Annotated in this window: 15 protein-coding genes; 10 read left to right on the plus strand and 5 right to left on the minus strand. The window is 75.1% G+C overall.

What is annotated here, in order from left to right:
* Positions 1-12: 12 nt before the first annotated feature.
* Positions 13-525, plus strand: a complete 513-nt coding sequence (locus tag ACZ7DY_RS20415) for a hypothetical protein (protein ID WP_471137212.1) — start codon at positions 13-15, stop codon at positions 523-525.
* Between the two features lie 374 nt (positions 526-899).
* Here ACZ7DY_RS20415 and ACZ7DY_RS20420 read toward each other — a convergent pair whose 3' ends face one another.
* Positions 900-1,220: a hypothetical protein gene (locus tag ACZ7DY_RS20420; protein WP_471137214.1), complete on the minus strand. Its 321-nt coding sequence runs from the start codon at positions 1,218-1,220 to the stop codon at positions 900-902.
* A 1,692-nt stretch (positions 1,221-2,912) separates the two neighbouring features.
* On the opposite strand from ACZ7DY_RS20420, the gene ACZ7DY_RS20425 reads away from it, so the two are divergent.
* From ACZ7DY_RS20425 to ACZ7DY_RS20465, 9 genes are read left to right on the plus strand one after another with little or no spacing between them, the layout of a single operon-like run.
* The gene (locus ACZ7DY_RS20425) at positions 2,913-4,706 is read left to right on the plus strand and encodes a hypothetical protein (protein WP_471137216.1); all 1,794 of its coding nucleotides are present in this window, start codon (positions 2,913-2,915) and stop codon (positions 4,704-4,706) included.
* On the plus strand, positions 4,679-10,726 hold the full coding sequence (locus ACZ7DY_RS20430) for a CHAT domain-containing protein (protein WP_471137218.1): 6,048 nt from the start codon (positions 4,679-4,681) through the stop codon (positions 10,724-10,726). The genes ACZ7DY_RS20425 and ACZ7DY_RS20430 overlap by 28 nt, the downstream gene beginning before the upstream one ends.
* Positions 10,723-11,091 (plus strand): hypothetical protein, encoded by a 369-nt coding sequence (locus ACZ7DY_RS20435; protein ID WP_471137219.1) that lies wholly within the window; start codon positions 10,723-10,725, stop codon positions 11,089-11,091. Before ACZ7DY_RS20430 ends, ACZ7DY_RS20435 begins: the two co-directional genes overlap by 4 nt.
* Complete coding sequence (locus ACZ7DY_RS20440; RefSeq protein ID WP_471137220.1) at positions 11,084-11,518, plus strand: nucleotide exchange factor GrpE; 435 nt, start codon at positions 11,084-11,086, stop codon at positions 11,516-11,518. Before ACZ7DY_RS20435 ends, ACZ7DY_RS20440 begins: the two co-directional genes overlap by 8 nt.
* Complete coding sequence (locus ACZ7DY_RS20445; protein WP_471137221.1) at positions 11,515-13,656, plus strand: Hsp70 family protein; 2,142 nt, start codon at positions 11,515-11,517, stop codon at positions 13,654-13,656. The genes ACZ7DY_RS20440 and ACZ7DY_RS20445 overlap by 4 nt, the downstream gene beginning before the upstream one ends.
* Entirely contained in the window at positions 13,653-15,686 is a 2,034-nt protein-coding gene (locus ACZ7DY_RS20450; protein ID WP_471137223.1) for an Hsp70 family protein, read from the plus strand. Before ACZ7DY_RS20445 ends, ACZ7DY_RS20450 begins: the two co-directional genes overlap by 4 nt.
* Positions 15,687-15,714: 28 nt before the next feature.
* Positions 15,715-17,208, plus strand: coding sequence for a hypothetical protein (locus ACZ7DY_RS20455; RefSeq protein WP_471137225.1), 1,494 nt, complete (start codon positions 15,715-15,717; stop codon positions 17,206-17,208).
* Positions 17,205-17,696, plus strand: a complete 492-nt coding sequence (locus tag ACZ7DY_RS20460; protein ID WP_471137227.1) for a hypothetical protein — start codon at positions 17,205-17,207, stop codon at positions 17,694-17,696. Before ACZ7DY_RS20455 ends, ACZ7DY_RS20460 begins: the two co-directional genes overlap by 4 nt.
* 3 nt (positions 17,697-17,699) lie before the next feature.
* Positions 17,700-19,796: a hypothetical protein gene (locus ACZ7DY_RS20465; protein WP_471137228.1), complete on the plus strand. Its 2,097-nt coding sequence runs from the start codon at positions 17,700-17,702 to the stop codon at positions 19,794-19,796.
* A gap of 28 nt (positions 19,797-19,824) precedes the next feature.
* On the opposite strand, the gene ACZ7DY_RS20470 is transcribed toward ACZ7DY_RS20465, so the two are convergent.
* From ACZ7DY_RS20470 to ACZ7DY_RS20485, 4 genes are all read right to left on the minus strand, one after another.
* The gene (locus tag ACZ7DY_RS20470) at positions 19,825-21,174 is read right to left on the minus strand and encodes a protein kinase domain-containing protein (RefSeq protein WP_471137230.1); all 1,350 of its coding nucleotides are present in this window, start codon (positions 21,172-21,174) and stop codon (positions 19,825-19,827) included.
* Positions 21,168-22,088, minus strand: coding sequence for a protein phosphatase 2C domain-containing protein (locus ACZ7DY_RS20475; RefSeq protein WP_471137232.1), 921 nt, complete (start codon positions 22,086-22,088; stop codon positions 21,168-21,170). Before ACZ7DY_RS20475 ends, ACZ7DY_RS20470 begins: the two co-directional genes overlap by 7 nt.
* The gene (locus tag ACZ7DY_RS20480) at positions 22,085-22,744 is read right to left on the minus strand and encodes a vWA domain-containing protein (protein ID WP_471137716.1); all 660 of its coding nucleotides are present in this window, start codon (positions 22,742-22,744) and stop codon (positions 22,085-22,087) included. The genes ACZ7DY_RS20475 and ACZ7DY_RS20480 overlap by 4 nt, the downstream gene beginning before the upstream one ends.
* A gap of 130 nt (positions 22,745-22,874) precedes the next feature.
* Positions 22,875-25,250 (minus strand): GTPase-associated protein 1-related protein, encoded by a 2,376-nt coding sequence (locus ACZ7DY_RS20485; RefSeq protein WP_471137234.1) that lies wholly within the window; start codon positions 25,248-25,250, stop codon positions 22,875-22,877.
* Positions 25,251-25,347 lie beyond the last annotated feature (97 nt).

Raw genomic sequence — 25,347 nt, forward strand, 5'->3', positions numbered from 1 at the left:
GGAAGCACCTTCATGACCGATGCGCCGCTGCGAGCGGAGCTGCTCCTGGACCGGGAGGTCCCCGAGGATCTCCGCCAGGAGCTGGTGGCCGCGTTCGACGGGCTCGGCGCCCCACCGGTGCGGGTCCGTCGCGCCCTCGGCCACCGCGGGGCCGCCGACATCCCCTGGCTCGTCCTGGCGTCGCTGCCGCTCCAGGCGTTCCTCAGCGGGCTTGGGGCGGAGGCGGTCAGGGACGCGTACGAGACGTTCAAGGGTGTCGTACGGCGGACGGGCCGGGCGGCGTCGGACGCCGACCCGGGGACGCCGGGCACCCAGGGCGGGAACGGCGGCTCCCCGCGCGCGGGGCGGCCCATCGTGCTGCAGGACGCGGCGACGGGGCTCGACGTCGTGCTGGAGCCCGACCTTCCTGCCGAGGCGTACGCAAGGCTCGCCGCACTGGACCTGGGCGAGTACGCGGTGGGGCCACTGCACTACGACCGCGCCCAGGGCCGCTGGCGTTCGGTCCTTGACGAGGCCGCCGGCTGACCCGCCGGCCACAGGACGCGGCGGGCCGGCCGCCGCGGATCGGGGGGCTGACTGTGACTGCACAGACCGCCACGGCGGAACTGACCCACGCCGAACAGGCCTGCGCCGACGGCGAATCGGCCCTCGCGCGCGGTGACCTCCCGTCGGCAGAGAAACATTTCCGGCGCGCGCTGTCTTTGGTGGGGGCGACGGGTGCAGGGGGTTGGGGCGGGGGTGGCTCCGAGGACGACTCCGGGGACGGACACGGGGACGGTGAGGGAGGCAGCTCTGGGGGTGGCGCTTGGGGCGGTGAGGGAAGCGGCTCTGGGGGTGGCGTCTGGGGTGGTGAGGGAAGCGGCTCTGGGGGTGGCGTCTGGGGTGGTGAGGGGGACGGTTTACGGGACGGAGATGGGAGCGGTGACGGGGAGGGCGGCGGCCGGGACGGTCACGTCGGCGCCGACCGGGACGGTGACCTCGGCGGCGGCCGGAGCAGTGACGGGGGCAGGGGCCGAAGCGGTGACGGCGACGCCGGCCAGGACGACGTTGCGGAGGAAATGACCGAGCGGGGCGTGGCCGGCTCGGGCTTGGGCGGGCCGGGTGTTCCGGGGCGGGGTGCGGGGACGCGCGGCGGTACGGCTCAGGGTCCGGGGGCGCACGGGGATCCGGCACAGGGGGCGGGTGCGGGCGGCGTTCCGGCACGGAATGGGGGCGCGCACGACGTTTCGGCACAAGGTAGGGACGCGTACGACGGGTCGGCTCAGGGTGCGGACGCCTACGACGGCCCGGCTCAAGGAGCGGAGGCACCCGGAGCGCTGACGCGGGATGCCGAGACGCAGGACGGCCCGGCAGGAGATGCAGGCGCGCACGGCGGGCCTGGACAGGGCGCGGGCGCGTATGACGGCCCGGCGCAGGGTGCGGGAGCGCGCGGAGTACCGACTCAGGATGTAGGCGCCCAAGGCAGCCCGGCTCAAGGAGCGAGGGCACACGGAGCGCCGGCGCGGGACGCGGACACACACGACGACTTAGCACGGGGCGCGGGGACGCAGGGTAATCCGGCTCAGGATCAGCGCGCCCATGGCAGCCCGGCGCAGGGCGCGGGGGCGCACGACCGACCGGCTCAGGGGACGGGCGCGCACAGGGTGCCGACTCAGGAGGCTAAGGCTCACGGCAGCCCGGCATTGGATGCAGACGCGCACCACGACCCGGCACCGGATCCGCGCGCCTACGGCAGCCCGGCTCAGGGAGCGGCGGCGGCGCGCACAGGGCTGGCACGGGATGCAGACGCGTACGACAGCCCGGCTCAGGATACGAACGCGCGCCGCGACCCGGCACGGGATGCGGAGGCGCGCGGCGGTGTGGCTCAGGATGCGGGCGCCCATGGCGACCCGGCTCAGCACGCGGGCGCGCACGGCAGCCCGGCGCAGGGCGCGGCCGCGCACGGAGCGCTGACACGGGACGCAGACGCGCACGACGACCCGGTACAAGATGCAGGCGCCCACGACCCGGCACGGGATGAGGGGGCGCACGGCCGTCTGGCTCAGCACGCGGGCGCGCACAGCAGCTCGGCGCAGGGTGCGGACGCGCACGGAACGCTGCCACGGAATGCAGGCGCGCACCACGACCCGGCAGGGGATGCGGGGACGCACGGCAATCCGGCTCAGGATGCGGGCGCACATGACCACCCGGCTCAGCATGCGGGCGCGCACGGCAGCCCGGCGCAGGATGCGGCCGCGCACGGAGCGCTGGCACGGGATGCAGGCGTGCACGGCGAGCCGGGTGAGGATGCGAAGGCTCACGGCGGCCCGGCTCAGGATGCGGACGCGGACGGAGTGCCGGCTCAGAGTGGCTCGGCGCAGGGAATTCTCGCTGGGGGCCCGGGCGCGGGCGCGCAGACCGTGCCCGTACGGGACGTTCCGGCGCGGGACGCGCCCCCACGGAGCGGTCCGGCGCGGGAGGTTCCCTCGCCGAGCGGTCCGGCGCGGGACGTGCCCTCACGGGGCGGTCCCGCACCCGGTGTTCCGGTGCAGGGCGTGCCCCCTCAGAACGTTCCGGTGCAGGGCGTGTCCCCACAGAACGCTCCGGCCCAGGGTCAGCGCCACCCCGTACCCAGCGTCCCCGCACCAGGCCACGGCGCGCCGAGCCCGGATGCGCCGGCCCCGGATGCCCCGGGCCCAGCTGCCCAAGGTCTCTCCCCCGACCCCCGCCCCACCCCCGCTCGCCACGCCGAAAGCGACACAACCCAGCCCCCCAGCGCCCCAAACAGCGCCCCCCGTACGCCCGGTGAGGCGCGTCTTGTTGCTCGGGCCCGTACCGGGGCCGGGCGTGTCCGGCTTGCTCGCGGTGAGATCGACAATGCGGAGGCCGAGTTCGGGCGTGCGCATGCCCTGCGGCCCGGCGCCGCGGGGCCGTTGCACTGGCTGGGCTGCGCGGCAGCGCACCGTGGGGATCTCGTCGCGGCCGAGCGGCATCTCACCGCCTCCCTCGCCTGCGCCGTCCCGCACCGTCGCAGTCTGGTGCAGCGCGCCTACGTCCACGCCCGTGCGGGCGACCCCGAGGCCGCCCGCAGGGATCTGCACGCCGCCGCGCTGGCCGGGCCGCTGGACGACGATGCCCGTTGGGTGCTGGCCGCGCTGTCGTGCCGTTCCGCGCGTGAGGTGGCGCTGCGGCTCCGTAGAGCGGCCCTTTCCGCATTGGCGGGGGCCGCCGGGCCGACGCACGAGTCGCCGGACACGCAGGAGTGGGAGCGCGCCGGGCAGCTGATCGCGGCCGCGCGCGAGGTCGAGGCCGCCGAGGGAGTCGGCGGGGAGACCTGGTCGTTCGTCCCGCTGCACGCCGTGGCGCTCGTACGCGGTGGACGGCGGGAGGCCGCCGTCGCGCTGCTCTCCGATGCCGTACGGGACGACCCCGCCGACCACCGCGTGACCCACGCCCTCGCCCTGGCCCTCCTCAACTCCACCCCGGCCGACCCCACTTCTGGTGTCGCCCCCACCCCCCTCTGGGAACCCTGCATCGCCGCCTGGGCCGCCCTGCTGCACGACCCCCGCTTCTGGGAGCACGTCCTGGGGGCCGCCTCCCGGCGGTACGGCGTCGTCGTGGAGGCCGGGCTCGTGCCCGCCCTGCGTGCCGGGCTGCGCGAGGCGCTCGAACAGCGCATGCCCGACGGTGACATCGGCACGCGCGTCCCGCCCGGGCCGCTTCTCCGCCGCGAGGCCGACGCGGCGAAGCTGCTCGCGGCCGTCGGTGGCTTTCCGTCCGTGGGGAGCGGGCCGCTGTTCTGCGGGCCGTTGCGCGTCGCGGAGCTCGGCAGGTCGGCGGAGTTCGGCGCCTTCGCGGCGGCGCAGGACGTGGCGGGCGTGCAGCCCGCGCTCACGTACGCCTTCTCCGAACTCGGCTTCGCCCGGCTGCTCCTGGGCCAGGACAAGCCCGCCGAGGCCCTCGCCGCCCTGAGCGAGCTGCGCTGCGCCGGCTGCCGGGCGCGCGGCGGACCCCGGGCGGCGGCCGTGTGTGAGCCCGGGTGTGCGCGCTTCGACGCGCTGAACCCCGGCTACGCGGGTCTCCCCGATAAACACCGCAGGCTCTCCCTCGACGCGCGGGGGCTCGCTCTGGAGGCGCGGCTCACCATGGGGCTGAGCGAACTCACCGCCGTACGACCGGACTTCGGGGCGGCGGCCGCGTACTGGCGGCGTGCGCTGGTGCACAGCAGGGAGCTCGACCGGTACCGCGAGACACAGACCGCCATCGTCGACATGGCGCTCGGCGCGGCGCGCGCGGCCCACCACGCGGGACGGCTGAGTCTCGCCGTCGCCACGCTCGACACGACCCGCGCGGTGATCGGCGCCAACGCGCGCGCCCGCCTGGAGGGGCAGCTGGCCCGGGTCCTCGCCGACCGCGGCATCTCGGTGGCGAACGACGCGGAGGCACTCCTCGACCAGCCCGTCGCCGACCTGCGCCGGTCCGTCGCCTTCAACCCTCATCTGCTGCGGGCGCAGGTCAGTCTCGGCATCGTGCTGCGCGGTCTCGCCGCGGCCCGCTGGAGCTCCGGGAGTCTCTCGGGCGCGCGCGCCACCCTGCGCGAGGCCATCGACCAACTCACCGACGCCCTCACGTACTTCCCCGACGACCCCGACCTGGAGGAGCAGCGGGAAGCCGCGGTCGCCGACCTCAACCACGTGATGTGGCAGCCCGACGAGAGCGAGCAGTGACGGCCGTGCTCGCCTACGAGGAACTCCGCATCCGGGTCCGCCGTGTCGGCGCGGCCCGCTATCTGATGACCGCGAGCGGCCCGGCGTGCGCCGCCGAGGTGATCGCGGTCGGCTCGGAGCCCGCGGCCTTCCGCGAGCAGTGGGACCGGCTGATCACCGCGGAGCTCGGGCTCGGTCCGATGGGCGAGCAGCACACGGTGCCCCAGCTGCGGGCGCTGGGGCGCGGCGTGTTCCGGCTGCTCTTCGGCGACGGCGGGCCCGCCGAGGAGGGGGGCGGGCAGGGGCCGTGCGAGGGGGTGGGGGCGCGCGTCGGCCGGTGCGTCGACACGTCGTTCGACCGCGCCCAGCGGATGCGTCCGGCGCGCGGGCTGCGGGTCCGTTTCGACCTGCCGCCCGAACTGCGCGACCTGCCCCTGGAGTCGCTGTGCGCGCCGCCCGGCAGCCCACAGCAGACGCTCGCCCTCAACCACGGCTATTCGCTGGTGCGTTCACTGCCGGGCGGCCCGCTGGGCCGGCGGCTCCCCGAACCGTCGGACGAGCCCAGCGTGATCCGCCTCCTGGTGGCCTGCGCCTCCCCCCGCGGCCTCGACCCGCTGCGCGCCGCCGACGAGGTGGCCGTACTGCGCCAGGATCTTCCCGAAGTGACCGTGCAGCTCACGGTGTTGGAGCGCACCACACGGGCGAGCCTGGACGCCGCGCTCGGCAGCCACCCCGAACTGCCCACCGCCGTGCTGCTGATCGCCCACGGAGCGTACGACCGGGAGATCGGCAAGGGCGTGGTGGCCCTGGAGACGGAGAGCGGCGGCATCGACCGGGTGCCCGCGGATCTGCTCAGCGCCACCCTCCTCAACGCCCGGCGGCTCAGGCTCGTCGCGCTCAATCTCTGTTCCGGGGCGGACAGTTCGCACCTCGAACCCTTCTCCGGGCTCGCCCAGGCCCTGATCGGCGGCGGGGTGCCGGCCGTGGTGGCGATGCGGGGGCGGGTCAGCGACGTCTCCGCGGGCGCGTTCAGCCCGGAGCTACTGAAGGGCATCGCGGCGAACAAGACCGTCGACGAGGCGATGGCCGCCGCGCGGCTGCGCCTCTACAACCAGCCGGAGCACACGGCGGTGGAGTGGGCGACCCCCGCGCTGTTCCTGCACGAGGAGTGCAGGCAGGGCTGGCTGTTCAAGGCGCGCGAGGTGCGTGACGACGCGTTCGGCGCGGGCCCGGCGGCCGATCCGCTGCGCGAGGGCGCGGAGGCCCTGCGGACCTTCCAGAGCCCTGTCGGCCACGTCGGATCGGCCGTCCTGATCGGCGCGGCCCGCTTCCAGCGCGATCTCGGGCACTGGGAGCAAGTGCAGCGCATCCTGCGGACACCGACGCGGGATTACGCCGACGAGCAGCGTCGGATGCGCGCGGAGGCGGCCTTCGAACTGGCCTGGCCCGAGCTGGAGAAGCTGTGCGGGCTGCTCGCCGGGGAGCGCGACGCGGCGGGCGCGGAGGCCCAGCTCGACGTGGTGCGGCAGCGGCTGCCGGGGCCGGTGCCCGGCGCGCTCGCGGCGGAGGTGGACGGGCTGCGGCGGCTCGCCGCACTGGTCGGGGAGGCGCGGGCCGCGGAGGCGGCGGGCGACTGGCCTACGGCGATCGCCCGCTACGAGGAGGTGCTCGCGGCCAGGCCGGACGGGCTGCGGGACGTGGCCGAACGGCTCGCGGCGGCCCGGGACGAACTGCACGTGGCACGGATCTGCGAGGACGCGGAGCGGGCCCGGCACGCGGGCGACTGGGACGCGGCGGCGCAGGCGTACGCGGCCGTCCTGGCGCTGCGCCCGGGCCACGGGACGGCCACCGCCTGGGTCTCCTATGTCGCCGGGCGGACCGCCGAGGCGGGCGGGGACTGGCGGGCGGCGCAGGCCGCGTACGCCACCTGCGCGGAGCTCGGCGACGCGGCGGCCCGGGCGGCGTACGCGCGGGGCAGGGAAGCGGCGGACGGCGGCGACTGGGCCGCGGCGCGGGACGCCTTCGCGCAGGCCGGGCCCGACTGCCGGGCGTGGGGCGGGTACGCGGCGGGGCGGGCGGCCGACGCGGCGGGGCTGTGGGATGCGGCGGCGGAGGGTTACGCGGCGGCCGACGGCCACTTGGACAGCGCGGTACGCCTCCTCTACGCGCGGGGGCGCGGCGCGGCGGACGCGGGCCGCTTCGGCGACGCGCTGACGGACCTGGCGGCGGCGTCGGCGCAGGGGTGGGACACCGAGCCGTTCCTCGGTGAGCTGCGGTGCCGCGTGTACGAGGCGGCCCTGTCCGCCGCGGAGGCGGGCGACTGGCCGTCCGTACTCACCCATGCGGCCCCGCTCCCGGACGACTTCCACGCCACACGGGCCCTGCGGCGGTACACGGAAGGGCGGCTCGCGGCGACGGAGGGCGACTGGTCCGCGGCGGCGCGGGCGTTCGGCGAGTGCACGGCGGACGCGTCCGCGGGCGGCGGGACGACGGGCGCGCCCGCCGCCGGGGAGGCGGGCCGCGCACCCCGCCGCCCGGCCGACCACACCGGCCCCACAGGTCACGGAGACCACACAGACCACAGAGATCACGGAGACCACGGCCCCGACAGCCCGAACGACACCCCTCGGCCATCCCGGCCGCCCCACACCCCCCACCACCCCACCACGACCAAACCCGAAGCCACCCCCGCAACCACAGCCACGGGCACCACCACAGCCACCAGCACAGCCACAGCCACAGGCCCACCCACCGCCACCCCCCGCGTCCTAGCCGACGCGCACGATCGCTGCACGTACGCCCAAGGACGCCTGTGTCAGGCCGAGGGACGGTGGGACGACGCGGTGGCGCTGTTCGGGGCGTTGCCGGTCGCGTTGGCGGACGTGTCGGACCGGGTGCTCTACTCGCGCGGGCGCGCCGCCGACGCGCGCGGCGATTGGCACGGCGTCATCGACGGGTTCGGGCGGCTGCCCGACACGTACGCGGAGGGTGAAGTGGGCGCCCGGCGGCTCTACGCACGCGCGCGCGTGGCCGCCGATCTGCGCGGCGACTGGGCCGCGGTCCTCAGCCTCCTGGCCGGCGTGCCGGACACGGCACGTGAGGGCGCCGTGGCCGCCCTGCGCCGCAAGGCGGAGGGGCGCCGCGCCGAGGAGAACGGTGACTGGGCGGCTGCGTGCGGGATCCACGCGCGTGCCTTCCCGCGAGGCGTGCCGAAGGCGACAGCACCCGGCGCGGCGGCCGGGAAGGAGCCGGACCATGAGGCCGTCCACCTCTACCGCTACGCCCTCGCCCGCGCCCATGAGGCGGCCGGGGAGTGGCGGGAGGCGCTCGACGTCTGCCGGCAGATGGACGACGACTGGTGCGACGTCGGGGTGCGCAGGCGGTACGTGGAGGCGCGGCTCGACGAGGAGGCGGCGGCGGACGCGGCGGCGTGGCAGCGCGTCGCCGAGGCCTACGCGGCCCTGGAGCGGGAGGAGCTCCCGGGCGTGGACGCCGCCGCGCGAGGGCGGTACGCGCGCGTGCGGGCCGCCGAGGCCGAGGCGGACTGGGCCGGCGTGGCCGCCGAGGCCGACGCGCTGGGCCCGCACCGCGACGCGCCCGCCGTCGCCGCCTACGCCCGCGGCCGTCTCGCCGACGCGCACCAGGAGTGGGAGCGGGCGGCGGACGCGTTCCGGGAGTGCCGGGGCCACCGGGACGCCGACGCCCATCTGGCGTACGCGGAGGGGCGGTTGCTGGAGGCGGCGGGGCGGTGGAGCGAGGCCGTCGCCGCGTACGAGCGGGCGGGCGGCGCCCTGGACCGGGCCGACGTGCGATGCCGCAGGCTGCGGCGGCTCATCGGGCTGCTCCCGTGGGCGGACGGGCTGATCAGCGCGCCGCTCGTCGCCGACCCCTTCGCCGTACGGGACCGGGCGTTCCCCTACCTCGCCCTGCGGGACGCCGGTGTGGACCCCGGCGCCTCCATGGACGTCGTCAAGAACGCCTCGTACACCCTGCTGGAACGCGGCACCATGTCCTGGCACGAGCGCGTCGCCCTGGAGCGGCTGCGGCTGCCCGGGCGGCGCCTCCAGCTCGACGCGCTGCTCTACCGCTGGCACTCCCCCGACACCCTGCGCGACGCCCTCGCCGAGCTCTCGCCGGACGACGGGCCCGGCCTGCTCGACGCGCTGTGCGCGCGCTCCCCGCAGGACGCGCCGCTGCTGCTCCTCCTCGCCCGGGACCGGGAGACGGCCGCCGCCGAGTGGGAGCGGCGGCTGCGCCGGGCGCCCGGTGACATGGCCGTGGTGCACGGTCTCGCGGCGGCCAGGCTGTGGCAGGCGCAGGAGCTGGAGCAGAGCGGGGCGTGGGAACACGCGGTGCGCGCCTGGGAGTCGGCGCTCGCGTACTGGGCGACGCTGCTCAGCGACGACGAGTACTGGGACGGCTGGCGTGCCGAGCGGGCCGCCGCGTACCGGCGGGAGCTGACCCACGACGACATGGCGTCGCTGCGCTGGGAGCTCAGCCGGCACCTCTTCGGTCAGCTGGCGGCGTACGAGCAGCGCCACACCGAGCAGGACAGGCCCCAACAGGCTTCCGACTACCGGGAGTTGGCGGCCCTCCTGGAGTCGGAGCTTGGCGGCGCGCGGATCCTCAAGGACGTGGGCGGCCTGCCGTCCGTGCCGGGTGCGGGCTCCACGCTGGCCTGCGGGCCGCGCTATCTGCGGCTGCTGCGGCTCCAGGAGCCGCTCGCCGAGCTCGCCGCCGGGCTCGACGCGGCCGCCCAGCGGGGCAAGGACCCCGGAGAGTACGCGGCACGCGAACTGCGGTGGGCGTTCTCGGAGTTGGCGCAGAGCTTCGCCCTCTCGGAGGTGCGCAAGTTCGAGGCCGCACTGCGCTCGCTGCCGGGCTTTCGCACCCTGACGACCCTGCCGGACGACTGCGCGGGGCCCTCGGCGGACCCGGGCCACATCGAGGGGTGCGGACACTGCGCGGACTTCGTGCGGCGCAACCCCGCCTACGTCCGGCTGCCGCGCCGGCACGCCCGCCTCCTCCAGGACGGCGTCGAACTCGCCGTGCACGTCCGGCTCGCACTCGGCAGGGCGGCCCTGACCCGCGGCGACGGCGGGCTCGACGAGGCGCTGGCCCACTGGGGCGAGCTGGTGCGGGTCTCCCGCGACGCGGGCATGCAGGCCCGCTCCAAGAAGGCGGTGATCCGCACCGTGCTCGGCCGTGTCGAGGCGCTCACCGACGAGGACGGCGTCCAGCTGGGCGACTGCCTGGACGAGGCCGTCACGCTCGTCGAGTCGGTCATCACCGTCCTGCACCCGCTCGACCGCGAGCTGCTCAGCCAGCTGCACGCGAAACTGTCGGCGCTGCTGTCCATGCGGGGCGTGTGGCGGGGCTACACCCGCACCAAGCACGGCATGCGCTCCGACACGTACGGCGCCGAGAACGACCTGCGCCGGGCGCTCGCCCTCAACCCCGAGTCGAGCCACGCCCGCGACAATCTGGCGCGGGCCCTCGTCTTCACCCTCGACGACCGCACCCATGAGGTGCCCGCACGGCTGAAGCTGCTCCACGAGGCGCTCGGTCTCCTCGACGTGGGCCTCGGCCAGGCGCTGACCCATCGGTACCGCGAGACGCTCGGCGAGGCCCTCGACGAGATGGAGAAGCTCCTCACCCGGCACCTCGGCGTCAAGGGCATGGGCGACCTGATCCGCAGCGACGGGCAGGAGGCCCCGCCGGACGACGACGATCTGCCTGCCTGGGCGGCGGAGTTGACGGCCCGTGCGGAGCGCGCGCTGCTCGGCGGCGACATCCTGTGGGCCCTGCACCACCTGATCCGCGCCACCCGCGCGGAGCCCACCGACAGCCGGATCAGACGGGCCCTGCTCGACGCGGTGCACCGCTGGCTCGCCCAGCTGGACCCCGGCACCCGCGCACTCGACGACGAAGCGGTCGAGGCGGGCGAGGCGGGCGAGGCGGGCGAGGCGGGACAAGCGGGCGAAGAAGCTGAAGAAGCCGAAGAAGTCGAACAAGTCGAAGAAGGAGGCAGCCTCACGTGATCAAGGATCCTTCCGCGGACGGGACCGGATCAACCCCCTACGACGTGCTCGCCCCGGCGGGCGTGACCCCCTGGACGACCCACAAGGAGATGCAGGACGTCTCCTTCGACCTGCTGGCCCGGCATCTGATGACGCCCGCCACCCAGCAGGCGTGGGACGCGCTGCGCGGCGTGCGCCGCAGGCTGCTCGTCGACCTGTTCCTGTACGACGTGGACCTGGCCGCCGAACTGCCGCCCGCCCTGGCGGACATCGACCGGGCGCTCGCGGCCGGGCCCGGCGTCGAGGACGAGGCGCAGGCGCCGCCGGGGCCGCTCCCGGAGGCCACCGCGCGGCTCCTGGACGAACTGATCCGGTTCGATGTCTGACCCGACGGCCCGGCTCGCCTACGAGCACGCCCGCGCGCTCGCCGCCCGTGACGCCGCCCACCGGGCGCTCACCGAACGGCTGTTGCTGCGCTGCGCCGACGTCCTGGACTCCTTCGACCGGCTCCTCGCCGGGGACGGCACGACGGACGACGTGGCGGCGTACCGCAGGAGCCTCGCGCTGATCGCCGGACAGCTGGAGCGGGGACTGGCCGAGGAGGGGCTCGAACGCGTCGGGCACGTCGGCGAGCGCGCCGAACCCGCCACGCACCACATCGCCGACGTGCGGCCCGCGCCGCCGGGAACGGCCGGCGACGAGGTCCTTGAGATCCTCCAGCGCGGGTATCGATACCGGGGGCAAGTGCTGCGCGCCGCCCGGGTGGTCGTCGCCGCCGACGGCGGCACGGAGCAAGGGACGGAGCGGGAATGAAGGCCATCGGCATCGACCTCGGCACCACCAATAGCGCGGTCGCCGCCCACGATCCGCACCGCGCTGACATCGCGGTGCTGACCAACAGCAAGGGCGAGCGGCTCACCCCGTCCGTCGTCGGCGTCGTGCACCGCGACGGCAAGGACCAGCCGCTGGTCGGCGAGGACGCGCTGAACTGGGCGATCAGGCAGCCCAAGGAGACCATCGTCTCCGTGAAGCGGCTGATGGGCCGGGACTTCGCCGACGACTCGGTGGCGCAGGCCCGCGCCCGGATGAGCTACGACATCGTGGAGGGCCCCGACGAGGACCCCCGCGCCTACGTCCTGCTCGGCGGGCGGGCCCGCACCCCCGCCGAGATCTCCAGCGTGATCCTGGACAAGCTGGTCAGGGACGCCTCCAGGGTCCTCGGCGAGCCCGTGACGCACGCGGTGATCACCGTGCCCGCCTACTTCCGGGACGCCCAGCGCGCCGCCACGCGCGAGGCCGCCGAGAAGGCCGGCCTGGTGGTGAAGAAGATCGTCGACGAGCCGACGGCGGCCGCGGTCGCCTTCGGTCTGCACAAGCCCGGCGGCGAGCGCAGCCGGGTGCTCGTCTACGACCTGGGCGGCGGCACCTTCGACATCTCGATCCTGAACACGGTCAAGGACAAGGAGGGCAGGAGCCAGTTCCAGGTCCTGCGGGCGGCCGGGGACATCTGGCTGGGCGGGGACGACTTCGACCTGGCGATCGTGGAGCGGATCATCACGTGGATGCGCGAGGAGCACCACGTCGACCCGGCCGGCGACAAGGCGTTCCTGTTCCAGGCGAAGAAGGCCGCCGAGCGCGCCAAGCGGGAGCTGAACGACCTGCCGGAGACGTACATCGTGATCCCGGCCGCGTACCGCAGCGAGAACGGCGTCCTCGACGTCGAGATGAAGCTGACCCGCGGCGAGTTCCAGGCGATGATCGCGCCGCTGGTCGCGCAGACGATGAACCTGGTCCAGGAGTCCCTGGCCCGCTACGAGCTCTCCACCGACGACATCTCCGACGTGCTGCTCGTGGGCGGCGGTACGCTCACCCGGCCGGTGTACGAGGCGGTCGAGACGTTCTTCGGGGCGGACAAGGTCCGCCGCAACATCAACCCCATGGAGTGCGTCGCCTTCGGCGCGGGCGTGCTCGCCGAGACGCTGCACGGCGTGGAGTGCTCGGACCCGGAGTGCGCCAGGGTCAACGAGTACGGTGCCGACGCGTGCGCGGCGTGCGGCCGCAGCCTGGCCGACGGGCGCTCCAAGGGCGACACGGGGCTCTACGAGTCGACGCCGATGGCGATGGGCATCGCCGCGATCAAGGGCAGCCAGCGCGACGTGTTCGTCGAGATCATCGAGGCCGGCTCGCCCTATCCGCTCTCCGAGCCGCGCCGGCGCACGTTCCACGCGACGGACAGCCGCCGCATCCGGGTGCCCGTCTACGAGGGCGACAGCAAGGTGGCGAGCGAGAACCACGAGCAGGGCGTGGTCGAGTTCGAGCTGCCGCAGGAGATCGAGATCAACCGCCAGGTGGACGTCTCCTTCAACTACTCGGCGGACCGGATCATCACGGTGAAGATCTCCGTGCGCGGCACGGACATGGTCCTGGAGGCCACCCCCAACCGCGAGAAACCGCGCACCCCGCCCCCGGAGCCCGTCGAGGAGCTGGACAGCGCGGTCCTGCGCGAACAGCTGGGCTACGCCGAGCGGGAGGCCGACCACTTCCTGAAGCGGTACGGGCCCTACATCGAGCCGGTGCAGGCGATGAAGGTGCGCCGCGACATCGAGCAGGCGCAGCGGGCGGTGGCGATGGGCGACAGCGGCGAGTACAAGCGGCTGACCGAGCTGCTGCTCGACGACATGTACCGGCAGTGCGGCCTGGCGAGCCAGTTCCGGCAGGCCGAGCTCGCCTCGGAGGGCGCGCCGCCGGAGACGGTTCGGCAGATCAACGAGGCCGTCGAGTACGTCAAGCAGGCGCACCGGCAGGGCAATCAGGTCACCACCGCGCAGCAGGCGCGCAACCTGGTCAACCTGGTGGCGATCGCCCAGTCCGAGCGGGCCGTGCCCGCGCTGCCCGACAAGCCGGACTACGAGGGCATCCTGCGGTTCGCCGAAGAGACGGCGGGCGGATGACGCAGGCGCGGCCGGCGGCCCTGCCCGCGACGGGGGCGGGGACGGGAGCGGAGGCGGCACCGGTCAGCCTCGGCATCGACTTCGGCGCCACGGGCATCCGGGCGCTCTACGCGCCCCGGGACGGCGTGGGGCGGCGGCTGGAGCCCGAGTGGGGCGACGGTCCGTGGCTGCTGTGCGAACCGGCCGACGTGGGCGAGCTGCCGGTGACCTTCCCGAGCCTCAAGAGCCGGCTGGGCAGCGGCCGTCCGGTGCACGTCGGGGGCAAGGCGCTGGACGCGGACCGGGTGGTGGCGCGGCTGCTGCGGTCGGTGCGGGAGCGGGTGGAGGCGGCGGCACCGGGGCGGGTGACCCAGACCGTGATCAGCGTGCCCGCGCACTTCGGTTCGGCGCAGCGGGCGGCGCTGCGGGACGCGGCGCGCGAGGCCGGGCTCGACCCGGCCCGGCTCGTCAGCGACTCGATGGCCGCGGTGATCGGCCACATGACGGAGCGGGACAGCGGTACGTGCCTGGTCTACGGCATGGGGTACGAGGGGTTCGAGCTCGGCCTGATCCGCAGTGTCCGCGGCCACTTCCGCTCGCTCGGGTACGAGGGCGGGGCGACGTCGGGGGGGCGCGCGTTCGACGCGGAGGCGCTGTCGTCGGCGGTCCGGCTGCTGCGCAGGCACCGCGGCTCGGGCTCGGTGACCGGTGTCGACCCGGCCGTCTGGCAGGACCTGCGCGCGCGGGGGCAGCGGGCGCGGGAGGCGCTCGGTGTGCCGGACGGTCCCCGGGCGGCCGTGCTCGACCTGGAGCTCGGTGCGGGTCCCGCGCTCTGGGTGCGGTTCGCGCGGCCCGATCTCGACACGTATCTGGAGCGTCATGTGGGGCGCACTCTGGACCGGGCCAGGGCGCTGCTCGACCAGTCGGGGATGGTGCCGTCGGACATCGACACGCTGCTGCTCGTGGGCGGCAGCACCCGTATGGAGCAAGTGCGTTCGCGGGTGGCGGTGCTCGGCCGGCGGAGCGTGCAGGCGCCGCCCGAGCTGCTGGCGCTCGGCGCGCTGAAGCACGCGGTGCGGCTGGCGGGCGGCGCGGCGTCCTCGGGCCCGGCGGCCCTGGAGGAGGGCCCGCTCGAACCTGCCGCGCCGGCCCAGGACACGCTCTCCGACGCCCCGCCGCTCACGGCGACGCTGGTGGGCGCGGAGGAGCAGGGATCCGACGGGTCAGGTGTACGGGAGGGGGGCGCGCGCGACGGAGGGGTGCGGGACGGGGGCGTACGGGAGGTTCGGGCGGTCCGGGAGACGGGCGCCGCGAGCGGTGCGCCCATGGTCCACGACACGGCCGTGCACCGCGACCCGCGGGTCGCGCAGGACGGGGACGGGGGGCTGGGCGTGGAGCGGGCGCGGCTGCTCGTCCGGCAGGGGCGCGAGCCGGAGGCCGCCGCGCTGCTGCGCGAGATCATCGGCGAGGCGCAGGAGCTGCTCGCCGCGCTGGACCGTCCCGCGCCCCCGCAGGCCCGCACCCGGGCCGCCCCGGAGACCGTCCCCCAGCAGTCGGCCGGGCCCGCCGACCCGCCGGCCCTCGATCCCGCGTCGCGGCGCCGGCTCGCCCGCGCCCGGGAGCTCCTGTCGCTCGGCCGGTACGACCAGGCGGTGCAGGCGGCGCACCTCGCCTGGCAGGACGCGGCGACCAGGCCGGCCGGCGCCGACATGCTGGACGCGATGATCGACGTGCACTGCGCGGCCGCGATGGCCGACATGGCGCCCGAGCACTTCGCCGACGCCGAGCAGTGGCTCAACTGCGCGTACAACCACGACCCGACGAACGTGCGGGTGCGCGGGCTCCTCGCCGAGCGCACCTTCCGGCACGCGGTGGAACTCGACCGGCGCGGGGAGCGGGATGAGGCGATTGAGGCCCTGGGGAAGTGCCTGACATGGGATCCTGAACACGCCGACGCGGAAGCGTTGTTGCGGCGGTTGAACCGTGACGGCAGGAACCGGCGCGGCAGGGGGGACGTCCTCGGACAGAGACCCCTCGAACCGCCCCCGTGAGCGCCCCGCAAGCCAGGGAGGGACCCGTTTGACGCCCGCACAACTGCTCGACAAGGCCTTGATCGTCAAGGAGTTGCGGCGCCTTGCGGACCGGCCCGCGCTCGCCCCGCGCTCGGCCGAACTGACCGTCCTGCACCAGGATCTGGCCGCGTCCAACCAGCTCGACCGCTGGGCCGAGATCGACCTCGTCCAGGCCTACGCGCGCCCGGAGAGCGTCCGGACGGCCGCCGGCCCGGCCTCGGGGCGGCACGACCGCCTGCTGGAGGCGGCGCTCGGCGTACTGGTCTTCGTGCCGCTCCTGATCACCTGGTTCGGCCTGCGGGAGGCCGTGCGCGCGTACGGGGAACTCGCCGAGGAGCGCCCCGACCAGGCCACGCGCCCCTTCCTCCAGCTGTGGCAGACCGGCTTCGGCGGACACCTGGCCTCGCTCGGCCGCTTCGAGAACGTGGCCCTGATGGCCGTCCTCCTGATCGCACTCCTCGTCACGCTCTCGGTGTGGCACGCGCGCGTGCGGGTGCGCGCCGAGCGCGACGAGGATGCCCAGGAGGCGGAGAGGGAGAAGATCCTTGCGGAGCTGGCGTCGGTGCTCACCCGCACCCAGATGCTCCTCGCCTCGCACCGCAGCGCCTCGCCCCAGCAGTTCACCGCCGAACTCACCAAGGCCGCCCACAAGATGCAGCTGGTGACGGAGAAGGCGGAGAAGAGCCACAAGGCGCTCACCGGCGCCACGGCCTCGGTCGGCCAGGCCATCGACGCGCTCCGACAGGCGACCCAGGCCCTCACCACCGAGGTGCCCAAGCTCGGCGACGCGGCGAACCGCATCGACACCACCCTGCGCAACGGCACGGAGGCGACCGCGAAGGCGGGCCGGGCCAACGCGCTCGCGGCCCGGGGCATCGCCGACCACGTCAAGTCGGCGGGCGACACCGTGGAGGCCTCCCTCAAGGCCCTGGTCGCCGCCCAGCAGTCGCTCGTCGCGAAGTCCGAGTCGGTGGCGAAGGCGACCGAACAGGCCTCCCGGGCCCTCGTGTCGAGCACCGGCCGCACCGGCGAGGCGGTGGACGGCATGCGCGAGGCGACTGAGCGCTGGGACGCGGCGGCGGCCCACTGGCAGGACGCGGCGGCGCGGCTCGACGCCCGCATGGACACGCTGGCGGGCGTACTGCCCTCACTGCCCCACCAGCCGCCACAGCACCCGCAGCACCCGCAGTCGCAGCACCCGCGATCACCGTCCTCGGCCACGTCGCCGCCCCCGCAGCGGAGCGGGGCGTACGACCCCGGCGCGGGTGCGTACGCGCCGAGCGGCGGCACGTACGGCGGGAATACCGTCACCGGTGCCAACGGCGGGCACGCCAACGGCCGTCCCACCGACGGCAGTTCCGTCCCGGCGCCGGGGCGAACCGCGGAACCGCCCGTGGATCCCCCGCTCGACACCCCCCTCGATCCCCCGCTGGACACCCCCCTCGACGCTCCGACGACGCGTCTGCCGCCGCCGGGGCCGAGGGGCGGGGGCGCCGCGTGAGCCGTGGCCGGACCGCGCGGCGGCGCGGCGGACGGGTCGGGGTCGTCGTCCTCGCCGGGTGGCTCTTCGCCGATCTGCTGCTGGTGCTCGCGCTGGTGTCGATGGCCGACCGCCCGGACCCGAAGGCCGACGACCACCCCGGGCCCCGCCCGTCCAAGAGCCGTACGGCGCACCCGACCCCGACGGGCCCCCGCTCCGTGGACCGCCACTTCGAGGAGTTCGAGGTGGCGGGCGCGGACAAGGGCGACCTCGTCGAACAGATCACCCGGGACACCCGCAAGTGGTCGGGGCGCGAGGCCGCGCTCGTGCTCACCTTCGGCGGCAGCTCGAACGGCACCGTCTACGCCCACCGCGTCAACACCCTGCTCGGCAAGGCCCGGCCGGGGATGTTCACGCGGAAGACGGCCACGGACGACTACCACAACCTCGGCAGACGCACGGAGACCGCCGTGGTCCGCGTGTACTTCTACACGGCGCCGGGCGGCTGAGCCATGGCCGTGCTGCGCCCCGGCGAACACCCGCAGGCGAGCGGCGGCCGCCCGCCGCTGCCCGCCCTGCCGCGCTGCCCCGGCCTGCGCGGCTACGTCCCCCTGCACGAAGCGCTGCGCCAACTGCGCTTCAGGCACGCTGCGGACGTCCTGCGCGCCCCCGCGCCCGCCCCCACGAACGAGACCGTCTTCGGCACCCTGCCCAGGGCCGCCACGGACGACGGCTTCCGGATCCTCGACGGGCTCTGGTTCCCGGGGCGCGGCGGCATCTGGCAACGCGTCGACCTGCCCTTCGTCCGCCAGGCGCGCGGTCGGTGGCTCTCCTCGTCGGACCCGCGTGCCGACACCGCGGCAGCCCTGGTGGACACCCTGGAGACCCTGGTGCGGGACGACGCGATGGGGCTGCGGCGCCTGGTCCTGTGGGAGGTCTGCTGTCTGCTGCGGGACGGCTCCGAGAAGCCCACGGAGGCCGACGCCACCGCCCTCGGCGTGCACGGCAGCGAGGCGGCCCTGCTCGCCGCGGCCGTCACGGCGGGGTTCCCCGCGGCCGGCCCGGGACGGCAGGCCGCCGAGACCCTCAACGACATCTGGCCGGGCGAGCGGCTGCGCGCGGCCGAGCGGCTCGTCGCCCAGCTCCCCCACCCGTCCGACTACCCGGACGGGCCGGACGACCACCGCCTCGCCGCGCTCGTCGACTCCGTCCGCGCCCGCTCCGCGGAGGTCCGGCGGCTGGCCGCCGACGGCGCCGCCGCCGAGGCCGCGGGCGCCCCGGACACCGCCGCCCGCGCCTGGCTCCGCGCGCTCCGCCTGGCCCGGGACGACCCGCACGCGCGGACGGGGCTGCTGCGGGCGGCCGCGCTCCTCGCCGGCGCCCCGTCCACCCCGGCCGCCTCGCGGGTGACCGCCGCGACCGACGACCGTGCGGTACGCCTGTCCTGGTGCGCCCCGACCCGGCGCGCGGCCGACGTGTCGTACCGCGTCCTGCGCTTCCCGGACGGCGCGCCGCACCTGGCGGTCGAGACCGCGGCGGGCGGGACGGGGCTCGGCGGCGTCGACCGGGACGCGCCCGTCGGCCGTCCGCTGCGGTACGCCGTCGTCCCGCTCTGCCGGGGCCGCGTCGCCGGGGTGCCGCGCGTGACCGCCCCGGTCCTGCTCACCCCGGTCGTCACCGAGCTGCGCGGCACCGTCGTACCCGGCGGGGTACGGCTCGACTGGCGGCCCGACCCGGCCGCCGCCGAGGTGCGGGTCACCCGGTCGGGGACGGGTACGGAGAGCGAGGGCTGGGGCGGTTCCTCTCTCGTGCGGGTCCCCTGCGAGCGCGACCGGGTGCTCGACGTGCCGCTCGCCGCGGGGACGTACACGTACGAAGTGCGGTGCGGCTACCGCGACTTGGGCGGCGGCCTGGAGTGGTCCCGCGGTGTCACCGTCACCGTCCGCGCCGAACAGTGGCCGTCCCAGGTGGCGGAGCTCACCGTGCGGCGGCACGAGGACGACGGGCGGGTCACGATCGGCTGGCGGCGGCCCGAGGTCGGCGACGGGCTGCTTCTGCCGTGGACGGCGGGCCCGGTCGCGCCGGGCACCGACGTCTCCGATGTGGTGGGCCGCGTGGACCGGATCCCGGCGACCGTGACCGGCGCGGAGTCCAGCGCCGAAGTGACGCCGCCGCCGGAGCGCCGGGTCAGGGTCACGGCGGTCAGCGTGCTCGGCGGGCGCGCCGTCTCCGGGCCCAGCGTCGTCATCGAACGCCCGGCTGCCATCGGCGAGTTGCAGGTGATCCGGGTCTCCGACGACTGTGCCGAGCTGTACTTCGACTGGCCGGAGCCTGCGGTCCTGGTGCGCGCCGCGTGGACCGACGGCCGGCGCGGCGGCGAACACCACGTGCCCCGCAGCACACATCGGGCCGGCCACGCGGTCACCCTGCCCGTCTCCGCCGCGGAGTGCGTCGTCACGGTGACCCCCCTCCCCCGCCCCGACGCCGTGGCGATCGGCGCGCCGGCCACCCGCGCGGTGCTGCCCGCCGCACCCCCGCCGCCCCCGCCGCCTCCGGCGCCGCCCCGGTGGACCGGCTGGTGGCGCCGCTGGAGGCGGCTGTGGTCCTGACGCGGCGCGCGAAGGACCCTGGAGGGCGTCACTCCTTGACGACCGCCTCCGTCCCGCCGCCGAACTCGATCAGCAGCCCCGAGCGCAGGGCGATCGTCTTGCCCGGGTCGACGTCGCGCACCGTGCCGTCGTCCTTGCGCGCCGTCCAGACGGACGTGGTGCGGTTGGTGAGGCCGAACCGGCCGCGCTGCTGCGGGTGTTCGGTGACCTCGCCGACCACCGCGGAGAAGTCGTGCCGGTCGGGGTCGTCGCGCAGGTGGTGGGCGTAGACGCGGGCGCTCGGGGCGAGCCTGATGCTGCGCCTGGAGCGCAACGTGCCGGTGCCGGTGGACAGTTCGAGGCGGGGCGGCAGCGTCAGGACGGTGCGGCACTTCCAGCAGTTGGGCGGGGCGCCGTCGGGCTGGGTCAGATTCTGCTTGCCGCAGGCGCCGCACTGGGTGATGGCGTCGAGGACCTGGCTGAGCGCGTCGCGCCACACCGTCTCGCGCACCCGCACCGCGGGGTTGCGCAGGCCGTTGGTGAAGGTGTCGATGAAGAGGTCGCGCAGGATCTTCGGCAGCGCCGCCCAGGTCGCCTCGACGGTGGGCTGTTCGCCGGGCACGGGGCGGTTGCGGGTGTCCGAAGGGTCGTAGACGAAGACCGGGTCGGTGCCGTACAGCCGGCGTTTGGCGGCCTCGTCCATGCAGCGGATCTTCAGGGCGAGGGCGCCGTTGAAGGGGTGGTCGTTCATCAGGAGCAGGAAGAGCAGGACGGCCAGGGAGTGCAGGTCGCTCTGGGTGCCGGGCTGCTTCCCCTTGTCGCCGCGGACCAGCTCGGGGGCCATGAAGTCCATCGTGCCCGCGACGCCGGCCTCCGCGCCCTCCACGACGGCGTTGTCGTTGTCGCAGATCAGGACGTCACCGGTGCGCGGGTCGAAGAAGATGTTGCCCCAGTTGATGTCCCGGTAGGCGATGCCCCGGGAGTGCAGGGCGCGGTAGGCCTCGACGGTGTGCAGGGCGACGGTCACCAGGGTGCGCATCGTGGCGGAGGCCACCGACGGGTCACGGCGGAACAGTGCGGGCAGGTCGCAGAAGCGTGCGGGACGTACGTCCATGAGGTAGCCGAAGCCGGGCTGCCTGCCCTCGGGGTCCATGACGATGGAGCGGGGCCACAGGAAGCGCGGGTCGTCCCAGCCCTTGGCGATGAGCCCTTCGAGGATCTCCCGCTGGCGCGCGTCGGCGAGCTGGGGGTAGTACCACTTGACGGCCCGGTCGCCGGTGGGGCTCTGGACGCGGTAGACCTCGCCCTGGCCGCCGGAGCCGAAGAGCTCGGCGACCTTGAGCTTCTCCCCCGACTCGGCCACCAGGGTCTTTCCGGCGGCGAGCATGCCGTTCACCATTCTGTTCCTCTCTGCCCTTGATCTTCGTCGCTGCGCTGTGGGGGCACCGTTATGGCGCCCACGAGGGTCGTGTCGTCCCCGGAGAACTTGGCGGCCCGCCCCAGCCAGTCCGTGAGCTGGGCCTGGACCGCCGCCACGCCCTGTCCGGCGGCGCGCTCGCCGAGGCCGGTGGCGAAATCCAGGAACCCCTGGTGGTCGGCGAAGCTCTTGGAGAGTCCGTCGGTGGAGAGCAGCACGCACGGCGGCGCCCCGCCGGTGAAGGGCTGCCAGTGGAAGCGCATCTTGCGCCAGGGTTCCGGCTCGCAGAGCGAGTCGGTCTCGTCCCCCATGTCGGGCCCGGTGGAGAGCGGGGTGTGCGGGACGCCCGCGTCGTCGACGAGCACGATGTCGCCATCCCCCAACTGCCAGGCGAACAGCATGTGTTCGGTGATGACCGCGCCGATGAGGGTGCTGCCGTAGGCGGCCAGGTCCGGGGTGCCGCGGCGCTCGGCGGGTCCGGCCGGGGGGACCGCGGGGAGCGGCCGGGCGCCGTGGGCCGGCGTGTTGGCGTCGTACAGCAGGGCGCACTCGTGCCAGCGGTGGCCCACCTGCTGCGGCAGGCGGCGCGCCTCCTCGCGCAGCGCGGGCCAGCGCGCGGCATCGTCGCCGACGCGGACGGCCGCGTGCGCGAAGGCCCGCGCGCACCGCGTGAACTCCTCGACCGCCCAGCCGGCCCCGAGGTCGCTGCGGAAGTGCGCGGCGCTGCCATGCCCGTCGGCGACCGCGAGGACGACGGCACGGCCGCCGGCCGCGGGCAGCGCCGCGCCGCGGTCCTGGCTGTACTTCTTCGCCACTCCCTTGACCGCCCCGCTGAGCAGCGCCCAGGGCGCGGCCGTCCCGGTTCCCGCGCCGGTCGTCGTCTGCGGTCCGGTCACCAGATGTCGTCTTCGCCCTTGGTCAGCGACGGCACGTCGATCGGCGTCGTGGTCTTCGTGCCGTCGTCGACCTTCGGGGTGGAGGCGTCCTTGACGACCGCGGTGGACATCCAGCGGATGGCGGCCGCGAGCTGGCGGGGGTTCTTCGCCTGGAGCGGCTCCAGTTCGGGGTTGCCGAGGAACTCCTTGAGCATGCTCTTGTCCGCGTCGTCGCCGATGGCCACGGCGACGCGCACGGCGCGCTTGCCCCACGGCGTCGCGTCGATGGCGCGCAGTCCGGCCCGCCAGTCGTCGGTGGGCTGCCCGTCGGAGGCGAGGGCGAGCACCGGCGGCAGGGCGCGCTGGGGCATCGGCGGGGTCTGCAGCGCGCCGGCCGCCAGCTTGAAGGCCGCGCCCATGTCCGTACCGCCGTAGATGTGCACGTCCTCCCAGGAGAACCGGTCCACGGGGGTGGGTTCGCCGACGTGCCAGCTGGCGCCACTGGCGAAGGTGATGGCGCGCACCAGGAGGGAGGCGGCGGGGTTGGACTGGGCGGCCTGCTGCATCTCGGGGATGGCCTCGCGGATGGCGAAGTTCAGTTCGCCGATCTTTCCGTTCACGCCCATGGAGCCCGAGCAGTCGAGCATCCAGATGAAGTGCACGGGGCGGCTGGCCATACTGCCGCCGGGGAAGTTGTCGACGATGGTCTGGGACTCGCTCACGCTGGTCCTTTCGTGGGGAAGAGGGTGGGGACGGCCGCACGCGCGGCCGGTGTGCCGCTCCGTACTGGACGCGGTCCGGGCGCGGTCAGTTCTGCTCCTGGGCCACCCGGTGGCGCCACGCCGTCCATTCCTGTACGTCCTGTCCCTTGCGCTGAAGGACGGTCGCCACCTGTCCAAGGTGGTGTTCGTCGAGGTGGCAGAGGACGGGGGCGAGGGCCTGGTCGAGGAGTTCCGCCGCGACGGTCCGCCACCGCTCGGTGACGCCGTGCCGTCTGCGGGGCCGCCAGAGATGGTAGTAGGCCGCCAACTCGGTTGGTTTGGACGGCAGTTCGCGCATCATACGGTCGGTGTGTCCGGGGTCCAGGATCTGTGCGCGGTAGATCTTCAGCAGGTCGGGGCGGCCGGCGACGAGGAGTTCGAGGCCGTGCGACTCGCAGACGTCGCGGGGGTTGGCCCGGGCGAGCGCGCGGCCGAGCCGCTCGTCGATGCCCTGTTGCAGGACGACGCCGATCGGTGCCACCTTCCGGGAGAGTTCCCTGACCCGGTCGACGGAGGAGCGGCGCACGGGGAGCCGGCCGTCGGCGAGGTCCTGGGCCGTCACGAGGAGTTCGGCGGTGTCGCGGTCCTGGGCGCCGAGCTTGCGGTCGAGGCGCATCTCCCGGGCGAATTCGACGAGTTCGAGGTCGCAGCGGTCCGGGGCCTTGAGCCAGCCCATGACGCGGCGGCCGAGGTCGGCCTCGACGATCAGGCGGGGCGTGCAGGTACGGGCGACCCAGGGCTGTTCGGCGCGGTCGGGCGGTTCGTTGCGCCAGACGAGGCGCCAGAGCAGGCGCAGCGTCCTGACGTCCTCGACCCGCTGCCCGGCGAGGAGTTCGGTGAGCCGCTCGAAGAGTTCGGCGCCGCGCAGGTGGTCCGGGGGTCCGCTCCAGTGCGCGGCGGCCGCGGCGAGGCGGATGGTGAGCGGCGCGTCCTCGATGTTGCGGCGCAGCCAGTCGCCCTGGGCGGAGTTGGCGAGGGCGCGCAGGCGGTCCAGTTTGCGCTCGGTGAAGTCGACCAGGATCAGCCGGAAGACGCGGCGGTTGAACCCGACGTGGTCGAGCGCCGTCAGGACCTCGACCGCCTGGGCGCACTCGCGCCGCTCGGGGTGCAGCAGGGCGTCCGCGAGCCGGTCCATGGCCTCGGCGAGGCCGGGCCCGCCGTCGGCGCCCACGGCGAGGGCGAGGCGCAGCGGCTCCGTCCAGGCGGAGATGGGGTCGCGCAGCCGGGCGCGCAGCGCTCCGTCGGCGCGGTCACCGTACTCCTCGCGCAGCTCCCGCCAGGCCTCCTGGCCGAGCGGGAGCCCCTCGAAGGCGGCCAGGTCGGGGAGGGTCCCGTGGCCGCGGGACGCGTCGAGCCGGTGTCTGACGAGGGCGAGGGCGAGGGGGCGTGCGGCGAGGGCGTGGTCGCCGTCGAGGCCGCGGCAGAGCCGGTCGAGGTCGTCGAGGGTGTGTGGGCCGCTCTCGCCCCGGCTCACGGAGCCGGCGAGGGCGTCGAAGAGGACGCGCAGTGACTCGCCGCTCAGCCCGGCGAGTTGGGCACCGGAGAGACCGTCCGCCCCGTCGGGTGCTGCCGCGTCGGCCGGCGCCGCGGAGAGCAGCGGGAGGAGGGCGAAGGGGTCTTCGGGGCCCGCCGCGGGGCACGGCGGGTTCCCCGCGAGCCACCGCTCGGCCGTCAGGCGGGCCCAGGCGTCGGGTGCGGCGGGCGGCGGGCTCTCGGGGCCGCCCGTGCTGTCGTACACCCGGTAGAGATACTCGACGGTCGCGTCGTCGGAGCGGTCGAACCCGGCGTCCGGGCCGACGCCGATGATCTGCTGCGGGGCGCGGCACGGGTCGGTGGTCCAGGTGGTGAACGTCAGCGCGGGCACGTACATCTCGGGCAGGGAGGCGCAGGCGAGCGCGATCCAGCGGGCCACGGTCCCGGGGTCCTCCTCGACGAGGACGATCTGCCGCCCGGCGGGGTCCTCGAAGAGCCGGCGCACATCGGTGAGGAAGGGCGCGAGGCGGTCCGCGCGCGCCCGGGCGAACTCCACGAGCGGCTCGCGGTCGAAGTGCGGCTTCGGCGCGGGCAGTCCGGACTCGACGAACCCGGCGCCGAGATCGGCCCCGGCGTCCGGCTCCCAGACGGCCGCGTCCCACGTGTCGATCGGCCACGCGGGCCCCGGTCCCGGGGTGTCGGCGCTCAGGTGCAGGGCCTCCACGCGCCGCTCGGGCAGGGCGGCGCACAGGAGCCGGCCGCCGTCCGGGAGCAGGCTGTAGCTCAGTCCGGCACCGGCACCCGTGACGCGCTCGACGACGGGCCCTAACTCTGCCGATTCCGGCGGGTGTTGCTGCTCTGCGGTCCCGGGCGGATCCGCGGGGACCAGACAGGCGGTTCCGGTGTCCGGCTCCTGGTCGAACCGGAAACTGAGGCGACGGATGGCCATGCCACATTCTGACCAACCGCGGCACCGGCCCGCAGGCCGTCCGCCAAGTTCACCCCCGCCCGGGACACACCGCGCACACCCCCGGTCGAACACACGA

The sequence above is a fragment of the Streptomyces sp. NPDC037013 genome, from assembly GCF_055607265.1.